The 12,393-nt window shown below is 68.5% G+C and carries 14 protein-coding genes; 3 read left to right on the forward strand and 11 right to left on the reverse strand.

The window, feature by feature from the left end; translation table 11 throughout:
• Positions 1 to 49: 49 nt before the first annotated feature.
• Positions 50 to 2,257, reverse strand: coding sequence for an MMPL family transporter (locus AB0M45_RS03400; RefSeq protein WP_364322409.1), 2,208 nt, complete (start codon positions 2,255 to 2,257; stop codon positions 50 to 52).
• Positions 2,258 to 2,882: 625 nt separating this feature from the next.
• Here AB0M45_RS03400 and AB0M45_RS03405 point away from each other — a divergent pair.
• On the forward strand, positions 2,883 to 3,995 hold the full coding sequence (locus AB0M45_RS03405) for a lycopene cyclase family protein (protein WP_364322411.1): 1,113 nt from the start codon (positions 2,883 to 2,885) through the stop codon (positions 3,993 to 3,995).
• Positions 3,992 to 4,990 carry a Ku protein gene (locus tag AB0M45_RS03410; RefSeq protein ID WP_364322413.1) on the forward strand — a complete coding sequence of 333 codons (999 nt, stop codon included), beginning with the start codon at positions 3,992 to 3,994 and terminating at the stop codon, positions 4,988 to 4,990. The genes AB0M45_RS03405 and AB0M45_RS03410 overlap by 4 nt, the downstream gene beginning before the upstream one ends.
• A gap of 56 nt (positions 4,991 to 5,046) precedes the next feature.
• Here the strand turns inward: AB0M45_RS03410 and AB0M45_RS03415 are convergent, their stop codons facing one another.
• The 4 genes from AB0M45_RS03415 to AB0M45_RS03430 form a co-directional block, all read right to left on the reverse strand.
• Positions 5,047 to 5,658: a hypothetical protein gene (locus tag AB0M45_RS03415; protein ID WP_364322581.1), complete on the reverse strand. Its 612-nt coding sequence runs from the start codon at positions 5,656 to 5,658 to the stop codon at positions 5,047 to 5,049.
• 131 nt (positions 5,659 to 5,789) lie between these two features.
• Positions 5,790 to 5,981 (reverse strand): hypothetical protein, encoded by a 192-nt coding sequence (locus tag AB0M45_RS03420; RefSeq protein WP_364322415.1) that lies wholly within the window; start codon positions 5,979 to 5,981, stop codon positions 5,790 to 5,792.
• Between the two features lie 35 nt (positions 5,982 to 6,016).
• The gene (locus AB0M45_RS03425; RefSeq protein ID WP_364322417.1) at positions 6,017 to 6,343 is read right to left on the reverse strand and encodes a DUF3467 domain-containing protein; all 327 of its coding nucleotides are present in this window, start codon (positions 6,341 to 6,343) and stop codon (positions 6,017 to 6,019) included.
• A gap of 94 nt (positions 6,344 to 6,437) precedes the next feature.
• The gene (locus tag AB0M45_RS03430) at positions 6,438 to 6,962 is read right to left on the reverse strand and encodes a hypothetical protein (protein WP_364322419.1); all 525 of its coding nucleotides are present in this window, start codon (positions 6,960 to 6,962) and stop codon (positions 6,438 to 6,440) included.
• Between the two features lie 358 nt (positions 6,963 to 7,320).
• Between AB0M45_RS03430 and AB0M45_RS03435 the strand changes: the two genes are divergently transcribed.
• On the forward strand, positions 7,321 to 8,139 hold the full coding sequence (locus AB0M45_RS03435) for an ATP-binding cassette domain-containing protein (RefSeq protein WP_364322421.1): 819 nt from the start codon (positions 7,321 to 7,323) through the stop codon (positions 8,137 to 8,139).
• Between the two features lies 1 nt (position 8,140).
• Here AB0M45_RS03435 and AB0M45_RS03440 read toward each other — a convergent pair whose 3' ends face one another.
• The 6 genes from AB0M45_RS03440 to sufC form a co-directional block, all read right to left on the reverse strand.
• Positions 8,141 to 8,572, reverse strand: coding sequence for a DUF4189 domain-containing protein (locus AB0M45_RS03440; RefSeq protein WP_364322423.1), 432 nt, complete (start codon positions 8,570 to 8,572; stop codon positions 8,141 to 8,143).
• A gap of 295 nt (positions 8,573 to 8,867) precedes the next feature.
• Positions 8,868 to 9,242 carry a DUF4189 domain-containing protein gene (locus AB0M45_RS03445; protein ID WP_364322425.1) on the reverse strand — a complete coding sequence of 125 codons (375 nt, stop codon included), beginning with the start codon at positions 9,240 to 9,242 and terminating at the stop codon, positions 8,868 to 8,870.
• 230 nt (positions 9,243 to 9,472) lie between these two features.
• Positions 9,473 to 9,844 (reverse strand): metal-sulfur cluster assembly factor, encoded by a 372-nt coding sequence (locus AB0M45_RS03450; RefSeq protein ID WP_364322427.1) that lies wholly within the window; start codon positions 9,842 to 9,844, stop codon positions 9,473 to 9,475.
• A 28-nt stretch (positions 9,845 to 9,872) separates the two neighbouring features.
• Positions 9,873 to 10,340, reverse strand: a complete 468-nt coding sequence (gene sufU / locus AB0M45_RS03455; protein ID WP_364322429.1) for a Fe-S cluster assembly sulfur transfer protein SufU — start codon at positions 10,338 to 10,340, stop codon at positions 9,873 to 9,875.
• 3 nt (positions 10,341 to 10,343) lie between these two features.
• Positions 10,344 to 11,597, reverse strand: coding sequence for a cysteine desulfurase (locus tag AB0M45_RS03460; protein ID WP_364322431.1), 1,254 nt, complete (start codon positions 11,595 to 11,597; stop codon positions 10,344 to 10,346).
• A gap of 1 nt (position 11,598) precedes the next feature.
• Entirely contained in the window at positions 11,599 to 12,375 is a 777-nt protein-coding gene (gene sufC, locus AB0M45_RS03465) for a Fe-S cluster assembly ATPase SufC (RefSeq protein WP_364322433.1), read from the reverse strand.
• Positions 12,376 to 12,393 lie beyond the last annotated feature (18 nt).

Raw genomic sequence — 12,393 nt, forward strand, 5'->3', positions numbered from 1 at the left:
CCGTGCGGGCTCCCCCGGGATGCCCGACCGACCCTACCGGATACGCGGATCAGAGCCGGGCGGGTTGACGCCAATCCTGGGAGCCGGCAACCGGGGCGGCGGGTCCCTCCTCGATGCCGAAACGCCGGTGCAGCTTGCGCAGTGGCCCGGGTGCGTACCAGTTCCAGTCGCCGAGCAGCTCCATTGCCGCGGGCAGCAGGAATCCGCGGACCAGGGTCGCGTCCACCAGGACCGCCAGCGGAAGGCCGATACCGAACGCTTTCATGAACGTGATGTCCGAGGCGAGGAAGCCGAGGAAGACCAGCGAGATCAACACCGCCGCCGCCGTGACGATCCGCCCGATCCGCTCCAGCCCGGAGGTGACCGCCAGCGCGTTGGATCTGGTCCGCTGATACTCCTCGCGGATACGGGCCAGCAGGAACACCTGGTAGTCCATGGCAAGGCCGAACGCGACACCGAACAGCATGACCGGAACCGTCGGCGGCAGGTCGCCGGTGACGGTGAAGCCGAGCAAACCGGACAGATGCCCGTCCTGGAAGATCCAGACCAGCGCCCCGAAGGTCGCGGTCAGGCTCAGCACGCTGAGCACCACCGCCAGCAGCGGCAGCACGACGCTTCCGGTGAGCAGGAACAGGACCACCACCATGATCAGCACGACGAACAACAGCGCGTACGGCAGCGCGGAGACCACCGCGTCGATCGCGTCCGCGTTCGCCGCGGCCACGCCGCCGACCACCACCGGCGACGCGGCGGGCGTCGCGCGCACGGCACTGGCGATCCGGTCCAGCGCACCGGGATCGGTGGTGTCCGGAACCACGGTGAGATAGGCGGCGTTCGGCGCGCGGAAGCGGTCGTTGGCCGCGGTGGGCGAGGCGAGCAGACCGCCGTGGCTATAGCTGCCGGTGGCGGTGTCGACCCGGCGGACGTTCTCGATCTCCGACAGTTCCCGGGCGTAGGCGTCCAATTCCGCCGCGTCGTAGGTGGTTTCGGGCAGCACCGCGAACAGTCCGATCTGCTCGGTGGCGGCGAAGTCGCGCTGGATGGCCTCGGTGACCTGGCGGTTGTTCATCGACTCCGGCAGCGAACGTTCATCCGGGAAGCCGAGTTTCACGCCGAGGAACGGCGCGCCCAGTACCAGCAGCAGCGCGGTCACCGCGAGGCCGATGGGCACCGGCCGCATCATCACGAACCGGGCCAGGCGATGCCAGGCGCCCTCGCCCGGCGCGGGCCGCGCGGCGCGCAGGAACCACCACAGCTGACCATTGTCGATCTTGGTGCCGAGCAGGAACAGGATCGCGGGCAGCACGGTCAGCGAGACCGCCGCGGCGATCACCGCCACGGCCAGGCCCGCGTACCCCATCGACCGCACGGCCAGCAGCGGGAAGAACAACAGGCCCGACAGCGCCACCGCGACGGTCACGGCCGAGAACGCGACGGTGCGGCCGGCCGAGCGCATGGTCGCCATCACCGCGGCCGCGGGCTGCTGTCCGGCGACCAGCTCGTCGCGATAGCGGCTGATGATCAACAGGCTGTAGTCGATCGCGAGGCCGAGCCCGAGCAGGGTGGCGACGTTGGTCGCGGTCGCCGCGAGATCGGTGACGCTCGCGATCAGCCACAGCGCGCCCATCGTGATCATCACCGTGATCATGGCGACGACCAGCGGCAGGCTGGCCGCGACCAAACCACCGAAGACCAGCAGCAGCGCGATCAGCGTGACCGGGAAGGCGATGGATTCGCCGAGCACGACGTCTTTCTCGCTCTGTCGCACCGTCTCGTGCAGCAACATCGCGTAGCCGCCGACCCGCACCTCCAGCGGGCCGTGCGTGCCGCCGAACCGCTCGGCGAGATCGCCGACGCGTTGGTCGACTTGGGACTCCTCGCCGAGGATGCTGGCCACGATCAGGCCCTTGGCGCCGTCGGTGCTGCGCAGCGCGGGCGACTTCTCGGTCCAGTAGGAGGCGACGCCCGCGACGCCGGATTCCGACTTCAGCGCGGCGACCAGCTCGGTCGCCGCGGTGACCGCGCCGGCGTCGTCCACCGACCCGGGAGTCTGCACCAGCAGCACGAGATTCGGGGTGGCCTGGCCGAAGGTGTCCCGCAGCACCGCGGCCGCCCGGCTGGATTCGCTGCCGGGATCGATGTACCCGCCGCCCTGCACTTTGTCGAACAGCGTCGCGCTCAGTGTGCCCATCGCCAGCGCGAGCACGACGAACACCCCCAGGATCCACCGGCTGCGCCGCCTGGTCAGTTCGAACACCGCGTCTACCCCTAACTCGTTCCGGCCGGGCCGCTTTCGTCCTCGGACTGCCACGGTGTCGCCGGTTCGCCTACCTTTCCGGCGCGCCATCGCGGCGCACCGGTACGCCGGTCATTCGCCGCCGAACCTCGACACCGGGGCCGGATGCGTGCGCCAGCGCCCCGGAATCCTAACAACGTCGCGGGAAACTGCGGTGGGCGAGAACACATTCCGTGCATGACCGGCGCTCGGACGTGCACCGCCCGCCGGGCGGCCGAGATCCGGTGCCGCCGCGCGACGGGACATTTGCCGTGACGCCGCCACCCTCCTGGGCGCACATCTCACCTGTCCGCGAAGCGTGTGGTACCGCGCCCGGGAACAGAGTTCGCTGCGCCGTTGTTCCGGCGTCTCGACGGCAGCTCCACCGTGGTCTCGGATAACCGGCCCGCGGCCGGGTCCGTGCCGCGGTATTCGCGAAGAATTCATCTCGGACTTGCCCGGCTTCGGCATGACAGTGTGGACCGACGGCGAGAACCGCGATATCGCCGTCGAGGCGAGGCAGCTACTAGGCTCCGACCAGTCGAGGACCGAGCGAGCGAACGAAAGGCTCAGACGATGCACGCAGGCGCACCCCGGCGGACGTAGCGTGACACCGGACCTGATCGTCTGTGGTCTCGGCCCGGCCGGACGTGCCCTTGCGCATCGCGCTACGGCGCGCGGGCGCACGGTCATCGCTCTGGATCCCCGGCCGGAGCGCGGATGGACGGCCACATATGCGGCGTGGGCCGATGAACTGCCGGATTGGCTGGCACCGGAGGCCATTGCCGCGACGGTGGCGCGGCCGCTGGCATGGGGAACTCGGGCGCATCGGGTCGACCGCCGCTACGTCGTGCTGGATACCGCGCGTTTGCAGATGTCGTTGTCCTTGTCCGGCGCACGGATCATCCAGGACCGCGCGGTCGAGGTTTCGCCCGAGCGGGTGACTCTCGCCTCGGGCAGGTCAATCGCGGCGGCCAGAGTCGTCGACGCCCGCGGCCTCACCCGTTCCCCGGCGCGGGCCGAGCAGACGGCCTATGGCGTGATCGTGGACGCCGAGCGCTGCGCAGGCCTCGAACCGCTGTTCATGGATTGGCGCGCCGACAACGGCGCGGCGGCCGGCGAAACGCCCTCGTTCCTCTACGCCATCCCGCTGGACGACGAGCGGATGCTGCTGGAAGAGACCTGTCTGGCCGGTCGTCCCGCGCTCGCGGGTTCGCGGCTGCGCTTGCGCCTGCACCATCGGCTGCGTTCCAGAGGCATCCGGCTCACCGGTGCGGAACCTGTCGAGCATGTCCGGTTCCCCGTCCAGGGCGGGCGTCCGGGCCCGCACACGTTCGGCGCGGCGGGAGGGTTCCTGCATCCGGCGACCGGATACAGCGTCGCCGCCGCGCTGGCCGCGGCCGATGCCATGGCGGCCGGTCAGGACGTGTGGCCGGCGGACGCGCGGGTTGTTCATCGTCTTCGCGGCGCGGGGCTGCGGGCGTTGCTGGCCCTGCCGCCCGCCGACATCCCGCAGTTCTTCGACGCGTTCTTCGAGTTGCCCCCGGCGGCGCAACGCGCGTATCTGTCCGGCCGCACCGACCTGACCGGCACCGTCGACGCGATGCGAAGCCTCTTCGCCGCGTTGCCGTGGCGGCTGCGCCGGCGTGTCGTGGCCGCGACACTCGGGATTCCGGTTCCGTCGCGCGGTCGCCCGGGTTCGGCCATGATGGGAGCATGAGATCGATCTGGAAAGGCTCGATCGCATTCGGGCTGGTGAATGTCCCGGTGAAGGTGTACACCGCCACCGAGGACCACGACATCCGGTTCCATCAGGTCCATGCCAAGGACGGTGGCCGGATCAAATACGACCGCGTCTGCACCGTGTGCGGTCAGTCCGTCCCGTACACCGATATCGACAAGGCCTACGAGTCTCCGGACGGGGACAAGGTCGTCCTGACCGACGAGGACTTCGCGAAACTGCCCGTGGCGGAGAAGCATGAGATCCCGGTGCTGCAGTTCGTGCCGTCCGACCAGATCGACCCGATCCTGTTCGACAAGAGCTACTACCTGGAACCGGATTCCAGCACACCGAAGGCGTACGTGCTGCTGGCCACGACGCTCGAGGAGGTCGAGCGCACCGCGCTGGTGAACTTCACGCTGCGCCAGAAGACCAGGCTCGCCGCATTGCGCGTGCGCGACGGCGTCCTGGTGCTGCAAACCCTGCTGTGGCCGGACGAGGTGCGCTCGGTCGACTTCGAATCCCTCGACGGTGTCGCCCAACCGAAACCGCAGGAGATCAAGATGGCCGAGACGCTGGTCGAGGCAATGTCCGACGACTTCGATCCGGACCAGTTCACCGACGAATACCAGATCGAGCTCAAACGTCTGCTGGACGAGGCGATCGCCAGCGGCACCGGCACGGTGCCCGAGCAGCCCGAGATGGTGCCGAGCGGGATGGACGCCGAGGTGGTCGACCTGGTGGCCGCGCTGCAGCGCAGCCTGGAGGCCAGCGGACGCCGGACGGCGGGCGGCGACGGTGCGGCGAAGACCGAACCGAAGAAGGCGGCGAAGAAGACGGCGGCCAAGAGTTCCAAGAGCGCGGCCGAGAGCACCACGTCGAAGAGCGCGGCGTCGAAGAGCGCGGCGTCGAAGAGCGCGGCGTCGAAGAGCACAGCGAAGAAGGCACCCGCGAAGAAGACCGCCAAGAAGACCGCGGCCCGCAAAGGCGCCTGATCTTCGCCGATCGGACGTTCGGTGAGCGGCCGGCCACCGAACCGGTCGACTTGGGGTCAGCTCTGAGCAGCCCGTTCCCGGCCTTCCTCGAAGAATTGCAATAGCGCGGCAACGGTGTGCACCTTGTCGCGCGGACGCAGCGCGCCGAACGGCGCGTTCCAGAAATCGCCGCTGCGCGGGGTCCACGGTCCGACATAGGCGTACGGTCCGGGATGCGCGTCGTCGCCCGGCGACACGCCATAGTTCACCTCGTCCAGCGTGCTCGCCAGATCGAAATGCTCCGGCCACAGCACCGGCGTCACCTCGGGTGCCAGGCAGCGTAACGCCCTGTCCCCCACCGCGAACCACTCCTCGATCAGCCCAGCCGCCGACGGGTCCAGCTCGATCGCGGCGTCGGGATCGACACCGGTCGTGTCCGAATAGGAACCCTCCGGCGCTCCCGGTTCGAAGCCTGCCACGCGCGCCACCTCGCGGTAGGTTCCCTCCAGTGGGGTCCGTCCCTCCGGCCACACCAGCTCGGCGCCGCCGACCGAAACAGGCCACCGCACACCCCCGAATCCCCCGGGCGCGGCCCGCAGCCGGATTGTGCCGAACTTCTGGTACTGCGGCCCCGCGATCAGCAACTCCGCCGTCGCGTGCAGTGCCTGTCTCGACCACAGATACGTCATCTCGTCCACTCCGGCATCCTGTCCACTTCCGCGGCCGGACCGCACGGGTTTCGCCGGATACCGGTGGCTGGTCCAGAGCCCGGCACAGCGACGTGACGGCCGAGGGACCGCGCCGATCGCCGATCCCGGCCTCACCCCACGCTGCCCGCGGGCCGCCTGGAGACGATGGGGTGGGATGTGGGCGCCGGTCGTGGAGCGACGGTGACGGGCTGGTAGCGGCGACCGGTGATCGGTTCGGGCTGATACCGCACGGCTGGATCGGGCATGACCGAGCGGTCGAGCGCACAGGCGACGAGGATGACCGGGCCGGACCGGGTGACCATCGCGGGTTTCTCCTGACGCGTAATCGGCTCGACGGCTATTCGCCGAGGTGGGTGATGTGCCCGAACTGGCGTTCGTAGTTGCTCATCGCATCGTTGAGCGTCTGCATCAATCGGAAGATCAACGCGGGCGGGAATTTCACGCGGGATACCACCTGCACGGGCTGCCGCATCACGGGCCCGTCGCTCTTGACCGCACCGGGTTCGGCGGGCAGATAGACCAAGAAGTCGACGGTGAAATCAGTCCGGTTGTACCAGCAGGTGAATCCGTTCGCATATACCCCGGCGCTCAGCGCCTGAGGTACCACCACCTCGACATCGACCCCCGGCTCCTCCGCCGGGGGAGGCGGGGTCTGATCACTCATCGCCACCCACCTCTCCCGGACCGGCGAACCGAACGCACCGGGCTTCCGGTGCGCCGGTCCGTCGGCGCGTACTCACTCGGTATCCGTCCGCCGGTCAGCGACCCTGCAGCTGCCGGGCCTGCTGGCGGATCTGATGCAGCTGCATCTCCCACTGGCTGGACCGATCCTGGGTGCGGCTGGCCTGATCCTCCGCCTGCTGCGCCAGCTGCGTGGCCTGATCGGCCTGATCCTGCGCGGAGGCCGCGCGTTGCTGGGACTGATTGGCCTCCCCTTGGGCCTGCTGGGCCTGGTTTTGGGCCCGGTCGGCCTCACTTTGGGCCTGCTGGGCTTGATTCGCCGCCAGAATGGCCTGCTGCCGGGCCTGCTGAGCTTGCTGATTGGCCTGGTTCGCGTCCTGCTGGGCCATCTGCGCCTGATGCTGCACCTGACGGGCCTGCGCCTGGGCTTGCCGTGCCAACCCGCTGGCCTGCATCGCGTACTGGCGGGCACTCTGTGCCTCCTGCCGCGCCTCGTCCAACCGCATCCGCAGCATCTCCACCTCCCCCCGGACATCCGCCATCTCCTCACGCCGACCCTCCGACATCGTCCTGCTTTCGGTGGCCATGTCCTGTGCTGCCATAACCGAGCTCCCTTCCAGGAAAGTGGGTGGATTCCGACTGGGACGAACTCGCGTGACCGGACTCATTCTCACACCCACCCCCATGGTGATTAGCAACTTTGTAGCAACCATCAGGAAACGCTGCTATAACATCCTCTCCGGTGCCATTCGGGGTACAACCAACAACGAACCGACCGCGAGCAACCTACTGGCGAACAGGCAGGGAAGCCGCCCGCACCATCGAGATCTCCCGCACGCCCATCACGGATGCGCCGGAGGCGCAGGTGCGGCGGCTGCGGCGCGACATCGGGATGGTGTTCCAGCAGTTCAACCTATTCCAATCGCGCACGGCCGCGGGAATGTCGAGTACCTGCTGAAGGTGGCGGGCCGGAAACGCGCGGAACGCAAGGCGCGCGTCGCCGAACTGCTCGACTTCGTCGGATTGTCGGACAAGGCGCGCAGCTATCCGGATCAGCTGTCCGGCGGCCAGAAGCAGCGTGTCGGCATCGCCAGGGCGCTGGACACCTCGCCGTCGTTGCTGCTGGCCTACGAGCCGACCTCGGCACTGGACCCGGAAACCACCGGCGAGGTGCTGCGGCTACTGCGGAAGATCAATCGCGACTTCGGCGTCACCATCGTGGTGCTCGGTACCGCGCTCTACACCACCCGCAAGGGCGGGCTGCTGGCGAACGCGCCGGTCAACCTGCTGCTGAACGTGATCGTCAATGTGGTGCGGCCGATCTCGTTCATCATCCTGCTCGCCGCGCTCGGCCCGGTGACGCTCGAGGTGGTGGGCACGACCATCGGCACCGAGGCGGCGGCGTTCGTGATGATAGTCGCGGCGTCGTTCGGCATCGCGCGCATCGTCGAGCAGAACCTGGTGACGGTCGATCCCGGCGTGATCGAGGCGGCGCGCGCGGTGGGCGCGGGCCCGCTGCGGATCATCCTGACCCTGCTGATTCCCGAGGCGCTCGGCCCGTTGATTCTCGGCTACACGTTCGTGGTGATCGCGATCGTCGACATGTCCGCGATGGCGGGCACGGTCGAAGGTGGGGGCGTCGGCGACTTCGCTCTGGTCTACGGATATCAGCGCTTCGATTGGCAGGTCACGCTGGTCGCGGCGCTGATCATCATCGCGGGTGTGCAGGGCATCCAGTTCTCCGGCAACTGGCTGGCCCGGAAGATACTGCGCCGCTGAGCTATCCGGCGGTCATCGTACAGACCGTGAGGCGCACTGTGGCGGGGCGCGGCACAGCGCTGCCGAGATCGGGGAAAGGCGGGGCGCTGGGACCGAGGAACTCGATGGCCCGGCGTTCGGCGTCGGCCCGGGTGGCCGCCCACGCCCAACCGTGGCGACCGTCGGCTCCCCGGACCAGCGACCCACAGGCATTCCAGAACTGTACGACCGTCCGGCAGTCGCTGATACCGCACTGGGAACGGGCGGCGGTCTCGGCCGCGGCGGCGGTCGAGAAGTTGACCGCCGACCCGATCGCGCCGGTGCTCGACGAAAGCGCGATCGCGCCATGGTAAGCCCCGGCCGCACGCGCTTGGCCCGCAGGACTGCCGACTATGGCGCAGGTGGCGGCGGACACCACCGCCAGACCAAGGGCAGCCTTGTGCGGCACCGACATACGATCCTCCCCGTCTCCGACAGACTCAGGGCTCAGATCATCGTCCCGCTCACTTGCCTTGTCCAACATCAGGCTTCCCACACCGTGCGGTATGGACCACGTCGTACATTCGGTTGTGCTCGGCCGCGTAGGCTCCCGATCAGGAACCCCAAAGGCCAGCTACCGCACGCTTTTCGGTCGGCTCGCCCTACGGCAGAGCGCGCGGTGGCCGGCGAACCCGCCTTTCGCGAGAAGGCGAGCCCGCGAACGGGCCCGGACCCCTCGTGGATCCGGGCCCCGGAATCTCACCGTCGTATCAGCGGGCGTTGCTCGTGCAAACGACCTCGACGATCTTCGCGCCGCTCAGGCTGGCGGAACCGACGTTGGCCAGCTGCGCCATCGGGGTGAACTCCGCGAGCCGCTGATAGGCGGCACGCTCGGCCTCGGCACGGTTCGGACCGGACCCCGCGGCCACACCCTCGTTGCTCTCGGCCAGCGCACCGCAGCCGTTCGCCCACGAGGCCAGCACCTCGCAGTCGGCGGCACCGCAGTTGGCGAGCGCCGCGGCCCTTGCCTCGTCGAAGCCCGCCTCATCGGTGCTCACCCCGTACGTCCAAGAACCCCCGCTCATCGCGATCGCCGCGTACAAGCCCGCCGCGTTCGCCGATCCCGCGCCCAACACCGACCCCATCGCAAGGCTGCTTACCGCGACGGCAAAGCCGACCGGATGCGCCCAGGAATCGGCACCCCGCAATCATTGCCGCCGTCATCGAATCCGTCCAATAGCGGGACGAGTACGCCGATGCCGCATGACGACCCAGGAAGCCTGCCGCCGCGCAAGGACATGGGACGGGCCCGGATCGTTGCGATCCGGGCCCGATGTCGAACGGCGCTACGCGAAGGCGGAGGGCGGAGGTACGCCTAAACCGTGAAGCCGAGCGCGCGCAGCTGTTCGCGGCCGTCCTCGGTGATCTTGTCCGGGCCCCACGGCGGCATCCAGACCCAGTTGATCTTCAGGTCTTCCACCAGTCCGCTGCGCACCAGCGCGTTGCGCGACTGGTCCTCGATGACATCGGTCAGCGGGCAGGCCGCGGAGGTCAGCGTCATGTCGAGGACGGCGACATTATCCTGGTCGACGCGCAACCCGTAGACCAAGCCCAGGTCGACGACGTTGATGCCGAGTTCCGGGTCGACGACGTCGCGCATCGCCTCTTCGATGTCCTCGAGCAGCTTGATGTCCTCGGCGGACAGCTCGGCCTGCTCGGTCGTGTCGGTGGCCGGTGTGTCACTCATGACGCTTCCCCGTTTCCCATCGGACGCTTCACTTCTCTTCTGCGGTGGCGGCGGGCTGCTCGGGGCCGATCCGCAGGACGGCGTCCTTGAACGCCATCCACCCGAGCAGCGCACACTTCACCCGTGCGGGGTACTTCGACACCCCGGCGAGGGCGATGCCGTCGCCGATCACGTCTTCGTCGCCTTCGATGGTGCCGCGGCTGGAGATCATCTCGCTGTAGGAGTCGACCACCTTCAGCGCCTGCTGCACCGGGAGCCCGATGACCTGATCGGTGAGGATCGACGTGGCGGCCTGGCTGATCGAGCAGCCCTGCCCATCGTAGGAGACGTCGGCGACATCGCCGTTGTCATCCAGCGCGACGCGCAGGGTCACCTCGTCGCCGCAGGTCGGGTTCACGTGGTGCACCTCGGCGCCGAACGGCTCCCGCAGCCCGCGGCGATGCGGGTGCTTGTAGTGGTCCAGGATCACTTCCTGGTACATCTGCTCCATGCGCATGTCTTATGCAACCCCGAAGAAGCTCTGGGCCTTCCGCACCGCGGCGACCAACGCGTCCACCTCGGCGACGGTGTTGTAGACCGCGAAGGATGCGCGGGCGGTGGCGGCGATGCCGAAACGCCGGTGCAGCGGCCACGCACAGTGGTGGCCCACCCGGATCGCGACGCCCTCGTCGTCCAGGATCTGTCCGACGTCGTGCGCGTGGATGCCGTCGACCACGAACGCCACCGCGCCGCCGCGGTCGATGTTCTCGGTCGGCCCGATGATGCGCACACCCTCGATCGCGCCGAGGCCCTCCAGCGCCGCGCTGACCAGCGTATGCTCATGGGCGGCAACGGCGTCCATCCCGATCTCTTCCAGATACCGCACGGCCGCGCCCAATCCGACCACCTGCGAGGTCATCGGCACGCCCGCCTCGAACCGCTGCGGCGGCGGGGCGTAGGTGCTGTGGTCCATGAACACGGTCTCGATCATGGACCCGCCGCTGATGAACGGCGGAATCTCCTCCAAGAGCGAGCGGCGGCCGTAGAGCACGCCGACGCCCGACGGGCCGAGCATCTTATGCCCGGAGAACGCGGCGAAATCGACGCCGAGCTCACGGAAGTCCACCGGCATGTGCGGCACCGACTGGCAGGCGTCCAGCACCACCAGCGCACCGACGTTCTCGGCCCGGCGCACCAACTCCGCGACCGGGGCGACGGCACCGGTGACGTTCGACTGATGGGTGAACGCGACCACCTTCGTGGCGGGCGACAATTCCAGCGAGTCCAGATCGATGCGGCCCTCGTCGGTGACGCCGTACCACTTCAGCGTCGCGCCGGTGCGGCGGGCCAGCTCCTGCCAGGGCACCAGATTCGCATGGTGCTCCAGCTCGGTGATGACGATCTCGTCGCCCGGCCCGACGTGGTACGGGAACCGGTTGTCGGCGAACGCGTAGGTCACCAGGTTCAGCGACTCGGTGGCGTTCTTGGTGAACACGATCTCGCCCGCGTCGACGCCGACGAACCGCGCGATATCGGCCCGCGCGCCCTCATAGGCGTCGGTCGCCTCCTCGGCCAGCTGATGCGCGCCGCGGTGCACCGCCGAGTTGCTGGTGATCAGGAAGTCGCGTTCGGCCTCGAGCACCCCGATCGGCCGCTGCGCGGTCGCGCCGGAGTCCAAGTACACCAACGGTTTCCCGTCCCGGACCGTGCGGCTCAGGATCGGGAAGTCGGCCCGGATGCGGGCGACGTCGAGGGTGCGGACCGTAGCGGTCATATCAGGCTCCAGCGGTCGCGGACTGAGTGAAGCGGACGTAGCCGTTGGCGTCGAGTTCCTCGGCGAGTTCGGGGCCGCCCTCGGCGACGATGCGACCGCCGACGAAGACGTGCACGAATTCCGGCTGGATGTAGCGCAGGATGCGGGTGTAGTGCGTGATCAGCAAGACGCCGCCGTCCTCGCGCTCCTTGTAGCGGTTGACGCCCTCGGAGACGATGCGCAGCGCGTCGACGTCCAGGCCGGAGTCGGTCTCGTCCAGGATCGCGATCTTCGGCTTGAGCAGGCCCAGCTGCAGGATCTCGTGGCGCTTCTTCTCACCGCCGGAGAAGCCCTCGTTCACGCTGCGGTCGGCGAAGGCGGCGTCGATCTCCAGCTCGCTCATCGACTCCTTCACCTCCTTGACCCAGTGCCGCAGCTTGGGGGCCTCGCCGCGAACGGCGGTGGCGGCGGTGCGCAGGAAGTTCGACATCGAGACGCCGGGAACCTCGACCGGGTACTGCATGGCGAGGAACAAGCCCGCACGCGCGCGCTCGTCGACCGACATCTCCTGCACGTCCTCGCCGTCCAGCGTGATCGAGCCGGAGGTCACCGTGTACTTCGGGTGACCGGCGATCGCGTAGGACAGCGTCGACTTGCCGGAGCCGTTCGGGCCCATGATCGCATGCGTCTCACCGGATTTCACCGTGAGGTTCACGCCCTTGAGGATCTTGATGGGCTCGCCGGACTCGTCGGGGTTGGCGACCTCGACGTGCAGGTCCTTGATTTCCAGGGTGGTCATCGAATTCGAATTCCTTTG

The organism is Nocardia sp. NPDC051787 (genome assembly GCF_040681325.1).
Classification (GTDB): Bacteria; Actinomycetota; Actinomycetes; order Mycobacteriales; family Mycobacteriaceae; genus Nocardia.